Origin of the sequence: Streptomyces armeniacus (assembly GCF_003355155.1) — a bacterium.
Taxonomy (GTDB): Bacteria; Actinomycetota; Actinomycetes; order Streptomycetales; family Streptomycetaceae; genus Streptomyces; species Streptomyces armeniacus.
In genome coordinates, this window is sequence record NZ_CP031320.1 from 6758126 (window position 1) to 6779992 (window position 21867).

General features: G+C 71.7%; 19 protein-coding genes. 8 read left to right on the forward strand and 11 right to left on the reverse strand.

Features of this window, described 5'->3' with window-relative positions:
* Positions 1 to 93: 93 nt before the first annotated feature.
* Positions 94 to 1038, reverse strand: coding sequence for a helix-turn-helix transcriptional regulator (locus DVA86_RS29465; RefSeq protein ID WP_208882882.1), 945 nt, complete (start codon positions 1036 to 1038; stop codon positions 94 to 96).
* 97 nt (positions 1039 to 1135) lie between these two features.
* Between DVA86_RS29465 and DVA86_RS29470 the strand changes: the two genes are divergently transcribed.
* Both DVA86_RS29470 and DVA86_RS29475 read left to right on the forward strand, forming a co-directional pair.
* Positions 1136 to 1750, forward strand: a complete 615-nt coding sequence (locus DVA86_RS29470; RefSeq protein ID WP_208882884.1) for a TIGR03086 family metal-binding protein — start codon at positions 1136 to 1138, stop codon at positions 1748 to 1750.
* A gap of 185 nt (positions 1751 to 1935) precedes the next feature.
* Entirely contained in the window at positions 1936 to 2670 is a 735-nt protein-coding gene (locus DVA86_RS29475) for a prepilin peptidase (protein WP_208882886.1), read from the forward strand.
* A 262-nt stretch (positions 2671 to 2932) separates the two neighbouring features.
* Here DVA86_RS29475 and mgrA read toward each other — a convergent pair whose 3' ends face one another.
* Positions 2933 to 3979, reverse strand: coding sequence for an L-glyceraldehyde 3-phosphate reductase (gene mgrA / locus DVA86_RS29480; protein WP_208882888.1), 1047 nt, complete (start codon positions 3977 to 3979; stop codon positions 2933 to 2935).
* 134 nt (positions 3980 to 4113) lie between these two features.
* On the opposite strand from mgrA, the gene DVA86_RS29485 reads away from it, so the two are divergent.
* The 4 genes from DVA86_RS29485 (at position 4114) to DVA86_RS29500 (ending at position 9264) form a co-directional block, all read left to right on the forward strand.
* On the forward strand, positions 4114 to 4875 hold the full coding sequence (locus DVA86_RS29485; protein ID WP_208882890.1) for an isoprenyl transferase: 762 nt from the start codon (positions 4114 to 4116) through the stop codon (positions 4873 to 4875).
* Between the two features lie 258 nt (positions 4876 to 5133).
* On the forward strand, positions 5134 to 6456 hold the full coding sequence (gene phoH2 / locus DVA86_RS29490; RefSeq protein WP_208882892.1) for an RNA 5'-3' helicase PhoH2: 1323 nt from the start codon (positions 5134 to 5136) through the stop codon (positions 6454 to 6456).
* Between the two features lie 411 nt (positions 6457 to 6867).
* Positions 6868 to 7581, forward strand: coding sequence for an aggregation-promoting factor C-terminal-like domain-containing protein (locus tag DVA86_RS29495; RefSeq protein WP_245997332.1), 714 nt, complete (start codon positions 6868 to 6870; stop codon positions 7579 to 7581).
* Positions 7582 to 7785: 204 nt separating this feature from the next.
* The gene (locus tag DVA86_RS29500; RefSeq protein ID WP_208882896.1) at positions 7786 to 9264 is read left to right on the forward strand and encodes an AI-2E family transporter; all 1479 of its coding nucleotides are present in this window, start codon (positions 7786 to 7788) and stop codon (positions 9262 to 9264) included.
* 99 nt (positions 9265 to 9363) lie between these two features.
* Here the strand turns inward: DVA86_RS29500 and DVA86_RS29505 are convergent, their stop codons facing one another.
* From DVA86_RS29505 to DVA86_RS29530, 6 genes are all read right to left on the reverse strand, one after another.
* Entirely contained in the window at positions 9364 to 9609 is a 246-nt protein-coding gene (locus DVA86_RS29505; protein WP_208885329.1) for a type II toxin-antitoxin system antitoxin, read from the reverse strand.
* A gap of 83 nt (positions 9610 to 9692) precedes the next feature.
* Positions 9693 to 10634 (reverse strand): SPFH domain-containing protein, encoded by a 942-nt coding sequence (locus DVA86_RS29510; protein WP_208882898.1) that lies wholly within the window; start codon positions 10632 to 10634, stop codon positions 9693 to 9695.
* Between the two features lie 141 nt (positions 10635 to 10775).
* Positions 10776 to 13238, reverse strand: a complete 2463-nt coding sequence (locus DVA86_RS29515; RefSeq protein WP_245997334.1) for an FtsX-like permease family protein — start codon at positions 13236 to 13238, stop codon at positions 10776 to 10778.
* Complete coding sequence (locus DVA86_RS29520; RefSeq protein WP_208882900.1) at positions 13235 to 13930, reverse strand: ABC transporter ATP-binding protein; 696 nt, start codon at positions 13928 to 13930, stop codon at positions 13235 to 13237. The genes DVA86_RS29515 and DVA86_RS29520 overlap by 4 nt, the downstream gene beginning before the upstream one ends.
* Positions 13927 to 14451, reverse strand: coding sequence for a PadR family transcriptional regulator (locus DVA86_RS29525; protein WP_208882902.1), 525 nt, complete (start codon positions 14449 to 14451; stop codon positions 13927 to 13929). Before DVA86_RS29525 ends, DVA86_RS29520 begins: the two co-directional genes overlap by 4 nt.
* Positions 14452 to 14570: 119 nt before the next feature.
* A complete protein-coding gene (locus DVA86_RS29530; protein ID WP_208882904.1) occupies positions 14571 to 16031 on the reverse strand; it encodes a catalase in 1461 nt (486 codons plus the stop codon).
* Positions 16032 to 16290: 259 nt separating this feature from the next.
* Between DVA86_RS29530 and DVA86_RS29535 the strand changes: the two genes are divergently transcribed.
* Positions 16291 to 16845, forward strand: coding sequence for a peroxiredoxin (locus DVA86_RS29535; protein ID WP_208882906.1), 555 nt, complete (start codon positions 16291 to 16293; stop codon positions 16843 to 16845).
* Position 16846: 1 nt separating this feature from the next.
* A complete protein-coding gene (locus DVA86_RS29540) occupies positions 16847 to 17380 on the forward strand; it encodes an alkyl hydroperoxide reductase (protein ID WP_208885332.1) in 534 nt (177 codons plus the stop codon).
* Between the two features lie 128 nt (positions 17381 to 17508).
* Here DVA86_RS29540 and DVA86_RS29545 read toward each other — a convergent pair whose 3' ends face one another.
* The 3 genes from DVA86_RS29545 to fomD form a co-directional block, all read right to left on the reverse strand.
* Complete coding sequence (locus DVA86_RS29545; protein WP_425470942.1) at positions 17509 to 19923, reverse strand: SpoIIE family protein phosphatase; 2415 nt, start codon at positions 19921 to 19923, stop codon at positions 17509 to 17511.
* 72 nt (positions 19924 to 19995) lie between these two features.
* On the reverse strand, positions 19996 to 20676 hold the full coding sequence (locus tag DVA86_RS29550; RefSeq protein ID WP_208882910.1) for a class I SAM-dependent DNA methyltransferase: 681 nt from the start codon (positions 20674 to 20676) through the stop codon (positions 19996 to 19998).
* Positions 20677 to 20833: 157 nt separating this feature from the next.
* Positions 20834 to 21673, reverse strand: a complete 840-nt coding sequence (gene fomD, locus DVA86_RS29555) for a cytidylyl-2-hydroxypropylphosphonate hydrolase (RefSeq protein WP_208882912.1) — start codon at positions 21671 to 21673, stop codon at positions 20834 to 20836.
* Between the last annotated feature and the right edge of the window lie 194 nt (positions 21674 to 21867).

Here is a 21867-nt window from a genome sequence, read left to right on the forward strand (position 1 = left end):
ATGCAGCGAACGGCCGCCCCCTCGCGGGGTGCGGCCGTTCGCCCTTCCGTCGCCCGGGTGCCTGTCCCCTGGGGGGGAGCTGTCTCTGGACTCCTATCTTTGCACGCTACGGTCGCCCCCGACGCCCAAAGCGCCGAAGGGGTAGAGGGCGGGATATGGGTCAGGGGCCCAGGCCCCGGCCCCGGCCCCGTCTCCGGCCCCGTGCGCGTCCGCGTCCGCGCCCGCGTCGGGCAGTACGCGCGCCAGGCTGGCGCCCGAGATACGGGTGAACATGTCGAGCCGCCCGCGCCGCACCCGCGCCCGTACGCGTACGCCCTCCGGCCGCCGTTCCACCTCCCGGCGCAGCACGTCCCACGCGTCCGCCAGCTCGACGCCGTCCCGGCGCCGTACGGGCGCGTCCGTGACCGTGGCCGCCGCCACCCGGTCCGCACGGAACAGCTGCGGGCGCCCGCGCCGGTCCGCGACCAGGTACCAGGTCCCGGCCTTCGCGACCAGCCCGTACGGGTCGACCGTGTACGTACGCTGCTCGCTCTCCCCGCTGTGGCGGTAGCGGATGCGCAGCCTCCGGTCGGCGAAGACGGCCGTGTGCAGCACGTCCAGGTCCACGGGCCGCGGTACGGCGTCGCCCCTGCGCGTGCCCGCCAGCCAGCGGTCGGGGTCGACGAGGATGCGGCGGCTGGTCAGTTCGGCGGCCGGCCGGTGCGGTGCCGGGAGCGCCGCCATGACCTTGCGCAGCGCGGAGCTCAGCGCCTTCTCCAGGCCGAGCGCGGAGTGCGCGCTCTGCGCCGCCAGTACGAACAGGGCGCGGGACTCGTCCGCGGTGAGGCCCGTGACGTCCGTACGGAAGCCGGGCAGCAGGGCGATGCCGCCGTGCCGCCCGCGCTCGGCGTATACCGGCACTCCGGCGGCGGAGAGCGAGTCGATGTCCCGGTAGATGGTGCGCGCGGACACCTCCAGCCGCTCGGCCAGCTCGGCGGCCGGGACGCGGCCGCGGGTCTGGAGGAGCAGCAGGATCGAGAGGAGCCGGTCGGACTTCACGGATCCAGGATGCCGGAGATATATGACGAGAGCTGTCAAGTTATGCGGGCAGGCTGCACCGCGCAGACACCGGCAAGCAAGCAGAGGAGCCGTACCCATGACCGCCTCCCCCCGGCAGCAGAGCGCCGATCCCCGCCCGTACCACGCACGGGCCGCCGACCAGGCGGCCACGCTGATCGCCGCCGTCGGCCCCGGCCGGTTCGACGACCCGACCCCCTGCGACGAGTGGGACGTCCGCGCGCTGCTCGGCCACATCGTCGACGCCACGCGGCGCTTCGCGCGGCTGGGGGAGGGCGGCGCCGGCACGGCCATGGACGCGCCCGCAGTGCCCACCGGCATCCCGGACGACAGCGCTGCCTGGGCCGAGGCGTACGCCTCGGCACGCGCCGGCCTCACGGCGGCATGGGCGGACGACGCCCTGCTGGACGCGGCGTACACGCTGCCGTGGGGCGAGGTGCCGGGGCGCGCAGCGCTCTCCGGCCTCGTGCTCGACACGGTCACGCACACCTGGGACCTCGCAGAGGCGCTCGGCGGTGAGCACGTACGGACGCTGGACCCGGAGCTCGCGGAGTACGCGCTGGCCGTCGCCCACCGCGCCGTTCCGGCCGAACGCCGCGGTGGCCCCACCCCGTTCGCCCCGGTGCGGGAGGCCCCGGAGGGCGCGGACGCGTACGGGCGGCTGGCGGCCTGGCTGGGACGCGAGGCGGGCTGAGGACGGGCCGGGCCGGGCCGCCCCCGCCGAACAGCCCGCGTGGCACGCCGACCGCCAACTGGACGTGCAGCGCCGCGCCTTGGCCCTGCCGCGATCCGGAACGCGTGGACGAGCTGCGCGCGGAGGCAGGCACCGAGCCGTTCGCGCAGTACACGGCTCGGCACGCGCCCGCGTAGGCTCACGGTGTGCTGACGCTGTGGACGGCTCTCGCCGCCTGGTACGGCGCGGGCGTGGGTCTGCTCTTACCCCGCGCCGTCTACCGGCTCGCCGTCGAGCCCGAGGAGCCGTGGCGGGACAGGTGCCCGGCCGGGCACGCGCTGGACGGCGCGGTCAGCGGCTGGCTCGGGCGGGCGTGGTGCGACGTGTGCTGCCGCACGTACGGGCCGGGCGAGCCGGTGTTCGTCCTCGCGGGCGCGCTGGTCTGCGGCCTGCTGGCGGCGGTCGTGGGGGTACGGCCCGAGCTGGGCGTATGGCTGCTGGCCGCCCCGTTCGCGCTGCTGCTCGCCGCCGTGGACCGGGCCGTGAACCGGCTGCCCGACGTCCTCACCCTCCCGCTCGCCGCAGGCACCGGCACGCTGCTCGGCGTCGCCGCGCTCCAGCCGCACGCGGCGGGCAGCTGGCGCCGGGCACTGCTGGGCGGCGTCGTACTGGCGAGCGTCTACTTCCTGCTGTTCTTCATCAATCCGAGTGGTATGGGCTTCGGTGACGTCAAGCTGGCGCTCACGCTCGGCGTCGCGCTCGGCTGGTACGGGTGGGGCGTCCTGCTCGCGGGCGCCTTCCTGGGGTTCCTGCTGCTCGCCGCGTACGGGGCGGTGCTGCTGCTGTCCGGCCGCGCGGAACGCGGCACGGAGGTGCCGTTCGGGCCCTTCATGGTGCTCGGCGCGCTGGCCGGGGTGCTGCTCGGGGGGCTCGCCGCGTAGCCGCGCGGCGGGCGTTCCGGACCGGTTGTGTGAACACGGCCGCGGATGCGCGAAGACGCCACGTATAGGGGCTATGGTGGAAACCCCCCCTCGGGCCGGTCCGTATCCCCCCACGGACCGGCCCGCTTTTACGGGCGGGGGATGCGCGGGGGTACGGGGGTCGTCCCCCGGAGGATCGCAGTCCCCCACGGACCGGCCCGCTTCTATGGGCGCGGACCGGCCCGTTCACGTACGCAGGACCGCGTGGCTCGCCGTCACGACCTCAGCTGTCGCTGCTGCGCGACCAGATGTTCACGCCCGGCTCCGACGTGGCGAGCGTGTCGATCTCCGCCAGCTCCGTGTCCGTCAGCTTCGGCGCGCCCAGCGCCGCCACGTTCGCCTCCAGCTGCCCGACGCTGCTCGCGCCGATCAGCGCCGACGTCATCCGCTCGTCGCGCAGCACCCACGAGAGCGCCAGCTGCGCCAGCGACTGGCCGCGCCGCTGCGCGATGTCGTTCAGGCCGTGGAGCCGCCGCCGTACCTCGTCCGTCAGCCACTCCGGGTTGAACGACTTGCCCTGCGAAGCCCGCGAGCCCTCCGGGATGCCGCCGAGGTACTTGTCGGTGAGCATGCCCTGCTGGAGCGGTGCGAAGGAGATGCAGCCCATGCCCTCCCCCTCCAGCGTGTCGAGCAGCGCGTCGTCTTCCGTCCAGCGGTTGATCATCGAGTACGACGGCTGGTGGATCAGCGGCCGCACCCCCATCTCGCGGAGCAGCCGCGCCGCTTCGCGCGTGCGCTCGGAGTTGTACGAGGACACCCCCACGTACAGCGCCTTCCCCTGCTGTACGGCGGACGCGAGCGCGCCCATCGTCTCCTCGAGCGGGGTGTCCGGGTCGTAGCGGTGGGAGTAGAAGATGTCGACGTGGTCGAGCCCCATCCGCTGAAGCGAGGCGTCGAGCGAGGACAGCAGGTACTTGCGGGAGCCCCACTCGCCGTACGGGCCGGGGTGCATGAGGTAGCCCGCTTTGGTCGAGATGACCAGTTCGTCGCGGTATGGACGGAAGTCCTCGGCGAAGATGCGGCCGAAGTTGGTCTCGGCCGAGCCGGCGGGCGGGCCGTAGTTGTTGGCGAGGTCGAAGTGGGTCACTCCGAGGTCGAAGGCGCGCCGCAGGATGGCCCGTTGGGAGCCGATCGAACGGTCGTCGCCGAAGTTGTGCCACAGGCCGAGCGAGATCGCTGGCAGCCGCAGACCGCTGCGGCCGGTGCGGCGGTACTCCATGGTGTCGTACCGCGTGGCCGAGGCTTGGAAGAGTGGAGCGTCGTCGTTCATGGGACTTTCCTATCAAGAGCACGTGCTTTTCTGCTGTTTTCGAGTCCGTGTACGACCTTCGGCTTCGTTGGACACGTCCACCGGCAGTAAGGTTCTGGGGTTCCCGGACTCGGCACGGAGGGCTGGCCATTCCCATGAAGCTTCGCGACCTGGTGTACAGGCTCTACGCGCGCCGTGTGGAGGACCGCCTCGACCACGAGCGGGTGCCCAAGCACATCGGGGTGATCCTGGACGGCAACCGGCGCTGGGCCCGTGCCTCCGGGGGGACGACGGAGCAGGGGCACCAGGCGGGTGCCGTGAAGATCCAGGAACTGCTGAGCTGGTGCGCCGAGACCGATGTGGAGGTCGTCACCCTCTGGATGCTGTCCACGGACAACCTGAACCGCGCCGAGGAGGAGGTGCTGCCGCTCGTCGGCATCATCGAGGACACGGTGCGCGACCTCGCCGCGGACGGCCGCTGGCGGGTGCACCACGTGGGCCAGCTGGACCTGCTGCCGGCCAGTACGCAGAAGGTGCTGAAGGAGGCCGAGCAGGATGCCCGGGAGAACCAGGGGATACTCGTGAACGTCGCCGTCGGCTACGGCGGCCGGCAGGAGATCACGGACGCCGTCCGCTCGCTGCTCGCCGACCGTGCCACCCGTGGCGCGACGCTGGAGGACCTGGCGGAGACGCTGACCGTCGAGGACATCTCCGAGCACCTCTACACCCGCGGCCAGCCCGACCCGGACCTCGTCATCCGCACCAGCGGCGAGCAGCGCCTGTCGGGCTTCATGCTCTGGCAGAGCGCCCATTCGGAGTACTACTTCTGCGAAGTCTTCTGGCCCGCCTTCCGGAAGGTCGATTTCCTCCGTGCGCTGCGTGATTACTCGGCACGCCACCGGCGCTACGGCAACTGATCGTCACTGATCGTTCAGCTCACCGCCGTCATATGCCGTTGCATGGCGGCCCCCGATGGGGGGAATATCCCTCATGGCCGTGCCCGCCCTCAGGGTGTCGGCCCCGGGAGGCCCGTTGCACACCACGGACGTCCGCGGCAATGCCGCGGAGCAGGACGCGGAGGGCCGGAGTCCGGCCCGTTCAGCGCGGCCCGGGCCCGGTTTCATCCCCCGCGACGCCGTCGCACCCCGACCTCATCCGAGGGGGTACGTCAACCCGTGGTGACCAGCAAGAAGCGCAGTCCGCTCGGCCGGCGCACATATGTCATCGACACCAGTGTGCTGCTCGCCGATCCGTCCGCCATGGCCCGTTTTGACGAGCACGAGATCGTGCTCCCCGTGGTCGTCATCACCGAGCTGGAGGCGAAACGGCATCACCCCGAGCTCGGCTACTTCGCACGGCAGGCCCTCCGCCGCCTGGACGAGTACCGCGTCCAGTACGGCAGACTCGACGCCCCGGTCCCCATCGGAGACCTGGGCGGCACGCTCCGCGTGGAGCTCAACAACACCGACACGACGGTGCTCCCCGCGGGCTTCCGGCTCGAGGACAACGACACGCGCATCCTGGCCGTGGCCAGGAACCTCCAGGCGGAGGGTTACGACGTGACGGTCGTGTCCAAGGACCTGCCGCTGCGGATCAAGGCGTCGTCGGTCGGGCTGCTCGCCGAGGAGTACCGCGCGGAGCTCGCCATCACGGACTCCGGCTGGACCGGCATGGCGGAGCTCACGCTCCCGGGCGAGGACGTCGACGAACTCTTCAGCGCCGAGAGCGTGTTCGTCCGGGAGGCCGCCGAACTCCCCGTGCACACCGGTCTCGTGCTCCAGTCCGAGAAGGGCAAGGCGCTGGGCCGGGTCACCCCCGAGGGGCGCGTGAAGCTCGTACGCGGCGACCGGGAGGCGTTCGGCATCAAGGGCCGCAGCGCGGAGCAGCGCATCGCACTGGACCTGCTGCTCGACCCCGACGTCGGCATCATGTCCATGGGCGGGCGGGCAGGCACCGGCAAGAGCGCGCTCGCGCTCTGCGCGGGCCTGGAGGCCGTGCTGGAGCGGCGGCAGCACCGGAAGGTGATGGTGTTCCGGCCGCTGTACGCGGTGGGCGGTCAGGACCTGGGCTATCTGCCGGGCACGCACGACGAGAAGATGAACCCCTGGGCGCAGGCGGTGTTCGACACCCTGGGGGCGGTCGCGGGCCGCGACGTCATCGAGGAGGTCGTGGGCCGCGGCATGCTCGAGGTGCTGCCGCTGACGCACATCAGGGGACGTTCGCTGCACGACGCGTTCGTCATCGTGGACGAGGCCCAGTCGCTGGAACGGAACGTTCTGCTGACCGTTCTCTCCCGGATCGGCCAGGACTCACGGGTCGTTCTCACCCACGACGTGGCACAGCGGGACAATCTGCGCGTGGGGCGGTACGACGGAGTGGTCGCCGTCGTGGAGAAGTTGAAGGGCCATCCCCTCTTCTCGCACATCACGCTGACCCGTTCGGAGCGTTCGCCGATCGCCGCGCTCGTGACCGAAATGCTGGAGGAAGGCCGGATTTAACCGCCTGACCGGGTCGTTCACGGCCGGGGTTCGTGCGGGTAAGCGCAGCAGCTTACTCACGCGGGCCCCGGCCGCGCTCGTGTTTCCGGCAATCGCAAGTCCCAAACGCCCTGTGAGCTTTCCCACTCAGCACGGAATTGCCTCAACCCGCCCGTGTCCGGCAGGGTGTGGTTTCTGTCAGGCCCCGCATACGGCACACACGCACCTCCAGGGGTGCAGCACCACACAAGTCAACAGCTGTTCGCCGTATGCCGCCCGAAGTACCACGCGGGCTACCTCAGTTCGGACGCGTCCGGACCAGGGCAGCCAGCCGGGCCAGTACCTCCTGTGGCCATGTACGAGGGAGGTCAGCGCCAGGGGCACGATTGCGCCCGCGAGGTCACACCAGCGGGCAGGTTGGAAGGAAACCGTGTGAGCCGGATCTCGGTCCGGGGATTCGCCGTGGCGTCCGCCACCGCAGTCACCACCGTCGGCGCTGTCGTCGGAGTGGCTTCGGGCAGCGAGCAGGGAGACTCGACGAACGACGTCGAGGCGACCGCCGCTGACGCGACCGTCCTCGCGGACATACCCGCGGGTGGCAACACCCAGGTTCAGACAGCTTCCCTGTCGCAGCAGGCGGACTCGCAGTCCATCGCCGCGGACTCGGCGGCGAAGCAGTCCGCGCAGGAGGCAGCCCGCAAGCAGGCAGCCGAGCACGCGTCGTCCAAGAAGGAGGCCGCCGAGAAGAAGGCGGCGGCGGAGAAGGCTGCCAAGGAGCGCGCCGAAGCGGAAGAGGCCGCGAGCCGCTCGGAGGAGCGCGCCGACAGCGGCGACTTCCCGCAGCAGGGCTCGTACTCGGTCGCAGAGGTCAAGGCCATGGCCCAGCAGATCGTGGGCTCCGGCCAGTTCCAGTGCTTCTCGAACATCGTGGACCACGAGTCCGGCTGGGACTACACGGCCACCAACCCCTCCTCCGGCGCGTACGGCCTCGTCCAGGCCCTGCCCGGCTCCAAGATGGCCTCCGCCGGCTCCGACTGGCGGACCAACCCTGCCACGCAGATCAAGTGGGGCCTCAACTACATGAACGAGCGCTACGACAGCCCCTGTGGCGCTTGGGAGTTCTGGCAGGCCAACAACTGGTACTGAGAATTCCCTAGCGGTTCATCCGCTCCACCGCAGCTGCCCCTGGGACCGAAACGGACCAGGGGCAGCTGTGTTCGTGCTGTGCCTTCGTCGTGCGAACGGTGTGTCGCGACACGGCGGCGGGTCAGAAGCAACCATCCACGCCGGTAACGTCGTCCCCCACACGGCAACGGACAGTGGTCAGGTCAAGGGGGGCGGAGGGCAGGGATGACTCGCAGGGTGGACAGGTTCCTGAACGGCGTGCAGCAGTGGGCGGGGCGGATGGCTGAACGCCGGGCGCGGGCATCGGCGCCCGACGGCGGGAGCCGGGAGGCGGACGTACCCGAGGACTCCGCGGCAGGCGCCGAGCCGGAGCCCGTACAGGTGCCCGCGCCCCCGGCGTACGCGCCCGCCGTCGCCCCGCGGCCCGAGCCGCCCGCGGTGGTGCCGTGGGGGCTGCGTGTCGCGGCCGAGGCGGGCTGGCGGCTGCTGGTGCTGGCCGGGGTCATCTGGGTGCTGATGAAGGTGGTCAGTGCCATAGGGCTGCTCATCATGGCGTTCGCCGCCGGGCTGCTGATCACCGCGCTGATGCAGCCCACCGTCGCCCGGTTCCGCAAGCTCGGGCTCGGGCGGGGACTGGCGACGGCCGTCACGTTCATCACCGGCTTCGTGGTCATGGGCCTGGTGGGCTGGTTCGTGGTGTGGCAGGTCATGGAGAACCTGCCGACGCTCACCGAACGGGTCCAGCAGGGCATCGAGGACCTCAGGACGTGGGCGATCGACGGCCCGTTCCATGTCAACGAGGACCAGATCAACGACATCTCGAAGAACCTCAGCGACTGGCTCGGCGACAACAGCCAGGAGATCACCTCCGCCGGACTCGAGGGCGTCACCGTTATCTTCGAGTTCCTGACCGGCGCGCTGCTGGCCGTCTTCGTGACGCTGTTCCTGCTCTACGACGGGCCGCGGATCTGGCAGTGGACCCTGAAGTTCGTGCCGGCCCCCGCCCGCGAGGGCGTGGCGGGCGCGGGTCCGCGGGCCTGGGTCACGCTGACCGGCTACGTGCGCGGGACGGTCATAGTCGCGTTCATCGACGCCGTGTTCATCGGCATCGGCATCTACTTCCTGGATGTGCCGATGGCGGTGCCGCTGGCCGTCTTCATCTTCCTGTTCGCGTTCATCCCGATCGTCGGCGCGGTCCTGTCCGGTTCGCTGGCCGTGGTGGTCGCGCTGGTCACGAACGGCGTGTTCACCTCGCTGATGGTGCTCGTGGTGGTGCTGGTCGTGCAGCAGATCGAGAGCCACGTGCTGCAGCCGTTCATCCTGGGCCGGCTCGTACGGGTGCACCCGCTCGCCGTCGTCCTCGCCGTCACGGGGGGCAGCCTCATCGCGGGCATCCCGGGCGCGGTGGTGTCCGTACCGCTGGTGGCGGTCACGAACACGGTCGTCGGCTATCTGAAGTCGTACTCCGACGAGCAGGCGCGACGCGACGTCCCCGGGCCGCACGGGGCGACGGTGGCCGCCGTGGCGCCCACTCCACCGCCCGGCACGGCTGACGATCCGCCGGAGAGCGGGCGGCGCGGCAGCGGCGGGGGACTTGCCTCGGCCGCGCGCCAGGATCTGGGCGGCAGCGCCGGACCGGGCGGCGACGGAGGCGGTTCTTCCGGCGGTGGCGACGGTGGCGGAGGCGGCGGCGGGGGCGGCTGAGCCGCACCGCGCCACCACCTCCGTACGTCCGGGTGGGTCCCGGTCACCTGTCGCCGGTCACCCGCCGCCGTTCACCCGCCGCCGTTCACCCGCCGCCGTTCACCCGTCGTGGCGCGGCGGGCGGCCGCGCCGCGGGGGCGGGCCGGCCTCTCTCGGGAGGCGGTGCGCCTCCTTGAGGGCCCTGCGCAGCAGATAGTCGATCTGCGCGTTGGTGGAACGGAGTTCGGCTGCGGCCCAGCGGGCCAGCGCCTCGTAAATCGCGGGATCGAGCCGCAGCAGCACCTGCTTGCGCTGCTGGCTGGTCGTCCGCCGTACCGGGGGTGCTCCGCCGGAGGCGCTCGTCAGCCCGCCGCCCGTACCGGATGCGTTCCCGGAACCGGTGTCCTGGGCCCGGGCGTTCGGCCCGGTGCCGTCGTCGGCGGGATAGGTCACTGGTAGAGCGTCCCGGTGTTCATGACGGGCTGGGGCGAGCGGTCGCCGCAGAGCACGACCAACAGATTGCTGACCATCGTCGCCCGGCGCTCCTCGTCCAGCTGCACGAAGTCCTGCTCGGTGATGCGGAGCAGCGCGTCCTCCACCATGCCGCAGGCACCGTCCACGATGGTCTTGCGTGCCGCGACGATCGCGCCCGCCTGCTGCCGCTGGAGCATCGCCGAGGCGATCTCGGGCGCGTACGCGAGGTGGGTGAAGCGGGACTCGACGATCCGCACGCCGGCCGCCTCGACCCGCGCGGTCAGCTCGATGGCGAGCTTCTCGGTGATCTCCTCGGCGTTGCCGCGCAGGGAGCTCACGGCCTCGTTGTGGGAGTCGTACGGGTACTCGATCGCGATGTGCCGTACGGCCGCCTCGGTCTGCGTGGAGACGAACTCCACGTAGTCGTCCACCTCGAAGCTCGCCTGCGCGGTGTCGGCGACCTGCCAGACGACGACGGCCGCCAGCTCGATCGGGTTGCCGTCCGCGTCGTTGACCTTGAGCACTGCCGTCTCGTGGTTGCGCACCCGGGTGGAGATCTTGGTGCGGGTGGACAGCGGGTTGACCCAGCGCAGGCCGTCCTGGCGGATGGTGCCCGTGTACCGCCCGAACAGCTGCACGACGCGGGCCTCGCCCGGCGCCACCATGTTCAGCCCGATCAGCCCGAAGATCGAGCAGATCAGCACGATGACGCCGACGGGCATGAGCGCGACGCCCATCGTGTTGCTGGCGGCGATGACGCCGCCGAGCACGATGACGCCGGCGCCGAGCACCACACCGACCAGGCTGAACACCAGGGCGAGCGCGCCGGGGAGGCTGTGCGCCGGAGTCTCGCGCACCTGTGGTGAGGGCATCTCCGGCAGGTCCTGTGGATCGACTACGGCTTGGCTGGTGGTCATACGGGGCTCCCCGTGTTTGGCGGTCGTTCTCTGCCTTCTAGCAAAGTGATATCACTTTAGCGGAAGCGGGCGGTCCCGGCCAGAGGCCCGGACCGCCCGCTTCCGCTCACTCCCCGCGCAACCTCACCCGGGGCGCGGACCTCACTCCGTACGCAGGCCGTCCGGCCGCATCAGCCGCCACAGCAGCGGCATGCTGAGCAGCGTCACGAACAGGATCAGCACGCCGCCGAGCCCGGTCATGACGCCCAGCCCGAGCCAGTCCACGGCCAGCGGCTGCTCGGTCATCCGCAGCAGCACCACGCCCAGCCCCAGGCCGGTGGCGGCTGCCAGCGCCATCCCCAGCACCACCGGCAGGGCGGTCTGCCACAGCACCGACCAGGCGAGCGTCGAGCGCCGCGTGCCGAACGCGATCAGCACCGAGAGCAGCCGCTTCCGTTCGCGGAGCTGCTCCAGCGTGGAGACGACCATGCTGGCGCCGATCAGCAGCAGGATGCCGACGGCACCCACGTACAGCCCGCGCTGGATCGCGTCGAACTGCCCGGACGTGGCCTCGGACTTCAGCGTCATCACGTACAGCGCCGGGTCGGCGGCCGCCGTCGTGTTCCGTACGTGTTCCAACGCGTCCCGGTTCTCCGGGTCGAGCGTCAGATACGTCTCCGACGAGGCGTCCGGAACGCGCGACATGTCGACGGCACCGGGCGTGGCGATGATCCCCGGCAGGAAGTCGCCCAGCGGGCTGGGCCGCGCCTCCACCTGCGGAGTGCCCTTCGGTACCGTCCACAGCTCGGGCTTGTGCTTCTTCCCGGCGTACGTGCCGCCAGTGAGGTCGAGCACCGAGCCGGCCCGTACCTGCGAACGCCCGGACTGGCTCTCGGAGGTGTCCAGCAGGAACGAGTCGCCGTTCCGGCAGGAGGGCAGCTTCGCGATCCTCTTGAGCGTGGCGCAGTCGGCGACCGTGAGCTGCTCGCCGGGCGAGTCCTCGCCCTCGCCGGCCAGCACCGTGTAACCGGTCGTCATCCGGAGGCTGTCGGCCACGCCCTCGGTGCGCGCCAGCTTCCCCGGCAGGCTCGCGTACCGCTCGGAGTCGAGGTCCGCCATCACCATGACGTCGGCCTCTTCCGAACGGCCCGTCCGCTGCGTCTGGTCCTCCTGCACCGCGGTGAACAGCATCTGCAGCGCGATCGCCCCCGCCACCGCCACGGTGATGCCGCTGACCGCCCGCGCCGCCGTGCCGCTGTCCAGCTGGAGCCGCCGTACCGCCAGCTGGAACGGCACCGCGCCGCCGCGCAGCCGCCGTACGACCGCCTCGACGAGCCACGGCAGCAGCGCGGTGACACCGACGAGGATCAGGACGATGCCGGCCGCCACCTGGTACGTGCCGATCGTCGACGAGCTGTCGAAGCCGTTCAGCGTCGGGACGAGCAGCGCCAGGCCGAGCACCGTCGGCAGCAGCCGCCACCACAGGCGCCGCTTCGGCGGGCTCGACTTCCGTACGACGCCCAGCGGTTCGATGACCACCCCGCGCAGCGCGAGTAGCGTGACCGCGATGGCGCACCCCGGCACCCCGAGCGCGATGAGTGCGGCGAGCCCGATGCTCGGCGTCACGTCGGACGCGAACACCGTCAGGTCCTGGCTCTCGACCGTCGCGATGAGCTGACGCAGCGGCAGGAACACCGCCGTGCCCACGAGCAGGCCCAGCAGCGCCCCGCTCGCCGCCTCACCCGCCGCGACCCGCCGCGTCATCCGGGTGTCGGCGCCGACCAGCCGCAGCGCCGCGAGCCGCCGGTCGCGCCGCTCGCCCCCGAACCGTACGGCGGCGGCGATGAACGCGCCCACGGGCAGCAGCAGCACCACGCAGATGACGATGATGAGCACGACCAGCTCGGGTGGCAGCGGCGGCGCCTCGGCGGGTTCGTCGAACTTGTCGATGCGGTTCGTGAAGCCCTCGTTCTCGGGGTCGAGCCTGAGGTCGTCGCTGCCCGCGTAGTAGGTCAGCTCGCTCGGCCCGGCGAGGCCCTCGTCCGCGATGGTCCCGGTGATCCGGTACGGCAGCCGCTCCCGCAGCAGCGCGCCGTCGTCCGATTCGAGGACCTTCTTCAGGGCGGGGGAGACGACCATCTCGCCCGGCGCCGGCACCTTGTCCAGGCCCGGCGGTACGGGCGGGCGCGAGCCCTCGGGGTCGAGCACGCGGCCCCTGATGCTGTCGCCGTGGTACTCGGTGTCGGCGCTCAGCTGGAGCGCCGACCGGTCGGACTTCTCGATGTCGGTCGTGCTGATCATGTTGTCCCGCGCGTCGGTGCGCGCGTCCCGCGCGCCGAGCATGTGCGGCACGGACGCCGCCAGCAGCAGCACCGCCACCCCCAGCCCGACGCCGACGGCGGTGAGCAGCGTACGGGTCCAGCCTTCGCGTCCCCCTCCGAACGCGAAGCGCGCGCCCATCGCCAGGTCGGCGACCCAGCCGCTGTCACCGCCGCCTCCGGCGCGGCCGTCGTGCCCCCCGTCGCCGCCGTGCCCGTCGCCGTCCCCGCTGCCGTACGGCCCGTCCGCGCCGTCCGGCGGCGCGTCGCCGGCACGGGTGCGCGGCGGAGCTTTCGTGCCGGTCATCCGACGCCCGCCATGTCCCGGGCCTTGCCGTCCCGTACGACGACCTCGCGGTCGGAGTACGCCGCCACCCGTGACTCGTGGGTGACCAGCACGACCGCCGCGTGCGTGTCCCGGGCGGCGTCCGTGAGCAGCTCCATCACGCGCTCGCCGTTCAGCGAGTCCAGCGCACCGGTGGGCTCGTCGGCGAAGATCACCCCCGGGTTGCCGACCAGCGCGCGGGCGATGGCCACGCGCTGGCCCTGGCCGCCGGACACCTGGCCGGGCCTGTGGTGGCGTACGTCGTCCACCTCCAGCCGTTCCAGCCAGCTGGTGGCCCGCGCGTTCGCCTCCTTGCGGCCGACGCCGACGAGGCGCAGCGGCAGCGCGACGTTCTCCGTGCACGTCAGCTCGGGCACCAGCTGGCCGAACTGGAACACGAAGCCGAAGTCGGAGCGGCGCAGCGCGCTCCGCCCGCCGTCCGCCATGCCGGACAGGTCCCGGTCCTTGTAGCGCACCGTGCCGGAGTCCGGCGGCACGATGCCAGCCAGACAGTGCAGCAAGGTGGACTTTCCGGAGCCCGACGGGCCCATCACGGCGACCACCTCCCCGGCGTTGATGCTGAAGTCGGCGCCCGCCAGGGCGGGCGTGCTGCCGTACGTCTTGTGCAGTCCGTGCGCGCTGAGCAGGGCGCCGGTGGTGGTGGCCGAGGTCATCGCCGCACCTCCTTCGCGAGCTTGTCGAGGCGCGCGGCCGCCAGCTCCAGCCAGCGCAGATCGGCCTCGAGATGGAAGAGCGCGTGGTCGCAGATGAGCTGGTCCGCGAGGTCGCCGTCCTTCTTGCGACGGGTGAGCTCGCGCATCAGCCGCAGATGCTCCGCGCGCTGCGTGTCCAGCAGTTCGCCCGCGTCGCGCTCGGTGAGCAGCGCGAGGACGACCTTGGTGTAGAGGGTGCTCTGCAGGTACGGCTCGGGCTTCTCCGGGCGGCTGAGCCAGTCCTCGACGTCGGTGACGCCGGCGTCGGTGATGGCGTACCGCTTGCGCTCCGGACCGCCGCCGGCCTCGACGCCGTCGACCTCCACAAGACCGTTCTTCAGCAGCCGGGACATGGTCGAGTAGACCTGCCCGTAGTGCAGCGGGCGGTCATGGCCGAAGCGTTCGTCGAAGGCCCGCTTCAGGTCGTACCCGTGGCGGGGGCCGGACTCCAGGAGACCGAGCAGAGTGTGGCTGATGGACATGACGGGGACTCTACACCACGTGTATACACCTTGCGTATACCCCCGGTGGACAGTGGCCCCCGTCCCTGGACGAGGGCCACTGAACTGCGGTGATACGGAGTTCGGGGTGCGCGCGGGGGTCAGCGCGGCCGCTCGGCGCCCTCCTCCACCGTGGTGGCGATCCGGTCGCCGAGGTCCTTGTCGATGTTCCGCCAGTACTGCAGCGCGCGGTCCAGCACCGGCCGGCTCACGCCGCCCAGCAGATGCCCGGAGACGTTGCCGACGAGCCGCTCGCGCGCGGCGTCGTCCAGCACCTGGCGGACCATCGTGCCCGCCTGGCCCCAGTCGTCGTCGTCACGCCGCGGCTTGTACGCCTCGCGCACCATCTCGCCCTCCGTGGCCCAGCCCGCGGGCTCGCCGAAGCGGGCGGTGTCGGCGGCGGGACCGCCGTACGAGTTGGGCGCGTACGGGCGTGCCGTGTGCGACGGCTCGTACCGCATCGGGCCGTCCTTGGCGTACGAACGCACCGGCACCTGCGGCCGGTTTGGCGGCAGCTGCGCGTAGTTGGGGCCGATCCGGTACCGGTGGGTGTCCGGGTACGAGTGGAGCCGGCCCAGCAGCATCTTGTCCGGGGACGGGCCGATGCCCGGCACCAGGTTCGCGGGCTCGAACGCCGCCTGCTCGATGTGGATGAAGAAGTCCTCCGGGTTCCGGTCCAGCGTCATCCGGCCGACCTCGATCAGCGGGTAGTCGCCGTGCGGCCACACCTTGGTCAGGTCGAACGGGTTGAAGCGGTAGTCCGGGGCGTCCGCGAACGGCATGACCTGCACGTGCATCGTCCAGCTCGGGGCCTCGCCGAGCCGGATCGCCTCGTACAGGTCGCGGCGGTGGTAGTCGCCGTCGGCGCCGGCGAGGTCGTCGGCCTCGGTCTGGGTGAGGAAGTCGATGCCCTGGTCGGTCTTGATGTGGTACTTGACCCAGAACTTCTCGCCGCCGCCGTTCACCCACAGGTACGTGTGCGAGCCGTAGCCGTTCATGTGGCGCCACGTACGGGGGACGCCGCGGTCGCCCATCAGCCACGTGACCATGTGCGCGGACTCGGGGGACAGGGTCCAGAAGTCCCACTGCATGTCGTTGTCGCGGAGTCCGCTGTCCGGACGGCGCTTCTGGCTGCGGATGAAGTCCTGGAACTTGATCGGGTCCCGCACGAAGAAGATCGGGGTGTTGTTCCCGACCAGGTCGTAATTCCCGTGCTCCGTGTAGAACTTCAGCGCGAAGCCGCGCGGGTCGCGCCACGTGTCCGGACTGCCCTGCTCCCCGGCGACCGTCGAGAAGCGGGCCAGCATCCCGGTCCGCTTGCCGGGCTGGAAGAGGTCCGCCTTGGTGAACTGGCTGACGTCGTTCGTCACCTCGAAGGTGCCGTACGCGCCGCCGCCCTTGGCGTGGACCACCCGTTCCGGCACCCGTTCCCGGTTGAACTGGGCCATCTTCTCGATGAGGTAGTGGTCCTGGAGAAGGATCGGCCCGTCAGAGCCGACGGTGAGCGAGTGCTCGTCGCTCTCCACCGGGATGCCGGCGTTGTTCGTCGTGTGCTCGGTCATCTGGAAGCGCCTCCCGCTGCGAGGTTGAGATACAGGTCCGGGATATCGCTCCTCCCAGGAGAACGCTCCGCCGACACGTCGGCAAGCACCTGGATGGGGTCTAACCTTAAAATCTGTATAACTCCGGCGGGTGTCCGGATAACGGTGACCCGTTTACGGTGATCAACGGCGGCTGTGGCACTGTGGTGCTCGTCCAACCCCCGGGAACGCCCCCCAAAAACCAGAAAAAGGGGCTATTTCCCATGCACAAGGAGAGCAAGTGCTCACTGTCGGTGACAAGTTCCCCGAGTTCGATCTGACCGCCTGCGTGTCGCTGGAGAGCGGCCGCGAGTTCGAGCAGATCAACCACAAGACGTACGAGGGCAAGTGGAAGGTCGTCTTCTTCTGGCCCAAGGACTTCACCTTCGTCTGCCCCACCGAGATCGCCGCCTTCGGCAGGTTGAACGACGAGTTCGCCGACCGCGACGCGCAGATCCTCGGGGCCTCCGGCGACAGCGAGTTCGTCCACCACGCGTGGCGCAAGGACCACGACGACCTGCGCGACCTGCCGTTCCCGATGCTGGCCGACCCGCGCCACGAGCTGATGCGGGACTGCGGCGTCGAGGGCGAGGACGGCTACGCGCAGCGCGCCGTCTTCATCGTCGACCAGAACAACGAGATCCAGTTCACGATGGTGACCGCCGGCTCCGTCGGCCGTAACCCCAAGGAGGTGCTGCGGGTGCTGGACGCGCTGCAGACCGACGAGCTGTGCCCGTGCAACTGGACGCAGGGCGAGCAGACCCTCGACCCGGTCAAGCTGCTGGCCGGTGAGTGAGGTGGCGCTCGACGACCTCAAGTCGGCCCTGCCGGCCTACGCGAAGGACCTCAAGCTCAACCTCGGCTCCGTGATCGGGAATTCCGAGCTGCCGCGCCAGCAGCTCTGGGGCACGGTGCTCGCGTGCGCGATCGCCGTCCGCTCCCCGATCGTGCTGCGCGCGCTCGAGCCGCAGGCGAAGGAGGAGCTGTCGGCCGAGGCGTACACGGCTGCGAAGTCCGCCGCCGCGGTCATGGCGATGAACAACGTCTTCTACCGCACCCGGCACCTCCTCTCCGACCCGGAGTACGGCACGCTCCGCGCGGGCCTGCGGATGAACATCATCGGTAACCCCGGAGTCGAGAAGGTGGACTTCGAGCTGTGGTCCCTCGCCGTCTCGGCGGTCAACGGCTGCGGCCAGTGCCTCGACTCGCACGAGCAGGTGCTGCGCAAGGCGGGCGTCGACCGGGAGACGGTCCAGGAGGCGTTCAAGATCGCGTCCGTGCTCCAGGCCGTCGGCACCACCCTGGAGGCCGAGGCGGCGCTGGAGGGCTGAGGCCCGTCCCGTACGCCCGGCGCGAGCGCCGTACGTGCGCGGGGGCGGCACAGGTGCGTGATGCACCGGTGCCGCCCCCGTACGCGTGTGAGGGCCGCTGAAGGGCCGCTACGGCGCCCGTACGCCCGTCACGGCAGCGGGAGTTCGAACCAGACCACCTTGCCCGTCGACAGCCGGGTCGCGCCCCAGCGCCGCGCTATCCGGTTGACGAGGTACAGCCCGCGCCCGCCCTCGTCCGTCGCGCGCGCCTGCCGCAGCCGTGGCAGCTGCGGCACGTCGTCGCCGACCTCGCAGCGCAGCATGTCCGTACGCAGCAGGCGCAGTGTGATCGGGCGCTCGGCGTACCGCACCGCGTTCGTCACGACCTCGCTCACCAGCAGCTCGACCGCGTCGGACAGCTCCTCCAGGTCCCAGCGCGCCAGCGCCCGGCGGGCCAGCGCCCGGCGGGCCAGCCGCCGCGCCTGCCCGGCGGTCTGGGCACGCGGGTCCAGATACCAGTACGCGACGTCGCTGGGCGTTATCCCGTCGAAGCGGGCGGCGAGCAGCGCGATGTCGTCGTCGCGGTCGCCGGGCCCGAGGATGTCCAGCACCTCGTCGCACAGCGGCTCCAGCGGCGGCGCCGTGCCCGGCCGGGTCAGCCGGGCCGTGTCGGCGAGCTTCTCGCGCAGGAAGTCGATGCCGGTCCACACGTCGCGTACGCGCGACTCGACCAGCCCGTCCGTGTACAGCAGCAGGGTGGCGCCCTCCGGCGCGTCCAGCTCGACGGCCTCGAAGTCGACGCCGCCGACGCCGATCGGCGCGCCCGCCGGTATCCGCAGCACCTCGGCGCGCCCGTCCCGGTGCAGCATCACGGGCGGCGGGTGCCCGGCGTTCGCGACCAGCAGCCGGTGCGCCACGGGGTCGTAGACCGCGTACAGGCAGGTGGCCATGCGGTCGCTGCCGAGCCGCTGGGCCTGCTCGTCGAGGTGGTGCAGCACCTCCTGCGGCGGCAGGTCGAGCCCGGCGAGCGTCTGGGCCGTCGTACGCAGCTGGCCCATGATCGCGGCCGAGGTCATCGAGTGCCCCATCACGTCACCGACGACCAGCGCGACCCGGCTGCCGGGCAGCGGGATCGCGTCGTACCAGTCGCCGCCGACCCGCGCCGTCTCCGCCGCGGGCAGATAGCGGCTGGCCAGCGTGCAGCCGGTCGGCTGCGGCAGGGCGTCCGGGAGCATGGTGCGCTGGAGCTCGTCCGCGATGTACGCCTCACGCCCATACAGCACCGCCTTGTCCACGCCCAGCGCCGTGTGCGTGGCGAGCTGGGCCGCGACGAGCAGGTCGTCCGGTTCGAAGGCGGGCCGCTCCGCGCGGCGCAGGAACACTGCCGCGCCGATCACGCGGCGCCGCCCGCGCAGCGGGGCGAGGACGGCGCGGTAGCCGTCCGGGATGGTGCAGCCCGCGCCCAGCAGTTCGGGGAGCGCGGCGCTGGCGGAGTCGGCGTCGGCGAACACGGGCCGTACGCCGCGCAGCACCTCGGCCAGCGGCCCGCCCGGCTGTACGCGCGTGTGCTCGGCGGCGCCCTCCGCCGCGGCGTCCGGCGGGCCGAGCACGAACGGCAGCCCGCTCTCCGGATGCTGTGCCTCCGGGATCCGGTCGCTGCGCCGCAGCCGCAGGACGAACGGGCTGGAGGGGCGCTCGTCGCCGACGGGCAGCGGGTCGCGCAGGTAGACGAGGATGGCGTCGGAGTATGCGGGCACGCTGGCCCGGCACAGGCCGAGCACGGTCTCGTCGAGGTCGACGCCGCGCGCGATGCGCCGTGTGGCGGCGCCGACGAAGCGCAGCCGGTCCCCGCCGCGGCGCTCCCGTTCGGCGGTCTCGCCGTCCTCGGCGGTCGCGGCCGCGGGTGCCGGGGCTGCTGCGGGTGCGGGTGCCGCGGTCTCCGGGGCGGGGTCCGGCGCGACCGTGCCGGACGTACGCCGCCGTGCCGCGCCCCTTGCGGCGTTCCGGTCCGGGTCGGCGGGGTCCTCGGGGCGGCGCCTGCTGGTCGCGCCGGCGGCCGTACGGTCCTCCGCCGCGGCCTGGGCCCGTGCCGCGGCGGGGCGCTTCGCCCCGGCGCGCTTGCCGCGCGGCGACTTCGCGCCGGCGCCCTTGGCGCCGGAGGCCGCGCCGCCGCCGGTGGCGTCCGCCGGCGTGCTCTCCGCGCCGGAGCCGGTGCTGCCGCCCGTACCGCCCGTACCGGCCGGTCCGGACGCGTCACTCGCGTCGCCCGTGCCGCTCACGCCACTCGCGTCACTCACGGCATCGGGCCCGCGGCGCCTCCCGTTGCCGCGCACGGGAGAGGCCCCCTGCTCGCGCGGGTCGGGCACGGCGGCGTGCGCCGTCTCCTCGCGGTACGCCGTGTCCTCGCGGCCCGGCGCAGGCCGCTCCGCCGCGCCACCGGTCAGTGGCACGTCACTGTCCGCCCGGCCGGCCGCGGGGGTGACCGCGGAGTGGCCGGCGGGCGGGCCTGTCGGCGGGTCCGGCGGCTCGGCTCTGCTCGCCGCAGGCGATTCGTGCTCCGTCACGCGTTGGGTTTCCATCCGTCCGGGGCTGCGCGTCGGGCGCGCCCTGAGCTTGCTGCTCGCGGGCCAGTGGGGCTAGGGACGCCGTCGGCAATGCAGGAAGAGCTGTATCTCGGGGGGTACTTCCGTGCTGGCCGGGGCGAAGGCATACGCGTCCTCCCCGACGATTTCGAACCCGGTGTCGCGTACGATCCGGCGCAGATCTTCCCTGAGATAGCCGGATACCCGGATCGTGTTACCCAGGAACGGTATCGAGAAATCGTTCACATCCGCTTCCACCATCCCCAGCGCCATCAGGCCTCCCTCCCGCAACTGCCCGTGCAGCATGCGCAGCGCGTACGGGAGCTCCGCGCGCGGCAGCATCAGCAGCGAGAAGAAGGCGGCGACACCGTCGAAAGGGCCCAGCGCCTGCCGTTCCATGTCGGCGATGTCGACCCGGTGGAACTCGGCACCCGGCACGTTCTCCCGCGCCAGCTTCAGCATCCCCGGCGACAGGTCCGTGCCGACGACCTGGTGTCCCGCGTCGAACAGCTGCTTCGCCGTGGGCAGGCCCGTACCGCAGCCGAGGTCGAGCACACGTGAACCCGAGGGCAGCTCCGCCGCCAGCCAGGCGCCCGCCGCGAGCTGGCCCTCCTTGTGCGGAAAGGCCTCGTCGTAGCGGTCCCCGATCATGTCGAACGCCTCGGCCTGGCCGCTGCGGTCCATCTCCGACCGGTCGAAGCCGTCGTAGGCTCCCTGTCCGTCGGTGCTGCTCATGTGGAGGCTCCTCTCCGGCCATGTGCCAAGTCCCCTGCTGGGGAAGGGAGTTGCGCAGCAGCTTCGCTATTCCGGAGCTTGATCCTACGGTTGCGACCGGGGGGCGCATCAAGGGGTGCACGGAGGTTGTCGCCCGGCTGTGATCGTCGGAGGTACCTCATGGTGTTTTACCTGCGTTCCGCACGGACGTTCCGTTCTGTGCGTGCCGTACGGGCGCTTCCGCCGGCACCGGCGGGCGGTCCCAGTCCTCCGGCAGCGCCGGCACCGGCCAGCGCGGGTCCGGGCGCCAGCGCTCCCAGCCGTCAGCGTACGGCGATCCCCAGTCCCGGATCTCCTCCACTGCGGCGTGCCCCGCTTCCCGTACCCGCCGCGCCTGCTCCCGGTCCAGCAGCCCGGCGCGCTGTGCCTCCGCGAACTCGTCCTCGTCCCGCCACTCCCAGTGCCGGTCGGGATAGACCGCGATGTCGAGGAAGTGATCCTCGGAATCGATGCCGCCGGCCCAGCGGTGCCGGGGCTCTTCCAGGTTCACGTAGAAGTTCTTGAAACGCCAGCCGCGGTCCCAGAACAGCCACACCGACCACGCGTCGCCGGGGCGCGCCAGCTTCAGCACGCCCGTCCCGAACCACCGGGAGAGCGCCGTCGTGCGCGGCTTCGTGTAGCGGGTGGCCAGCGGCTCGCGGTGTACGTCCGTCCCGTCCGCGAGCTGCGGCTTGACGCAGACGGTGCCCGGGGCCATCCAGACGGCGAGCAGCTCGGGGGTGTCCTGGACGACGGTCACGGGGCGGCAGATGTGCGGAACGCCGGTGTGCACCGGGCCGTTGGCGCGGTACCGCCACAGGATCTGGTCCCCGGGCGCCCACCCCGTGCGCCGGGAGCCGCCGCTACGCCGGGCCCCGGCGCCGTTACGGGCCGGGCCGTGCCGGTCTGTGCCGGGCCGGCCGGTGCCGTGGGGGCCGCCGCGATCACCCGCCCGCGGGCCCGCCGTGTCCGCTGTCATGGGCAGAGCCTAATTGCTGTCCCTTATACACCTCTGACGCACCCGACGAAGGCTTAGGTGTATATCTGATTGCTCACAGTATCTTTCTAAAAAACACTATGACGAAACGGCACACCCTCCGCGCACCACCTCCGTCCCCCCCGACCACCCACCGCCCCAGCCACCGCCGTACGGCACGCACGGCCGGGGCGGCC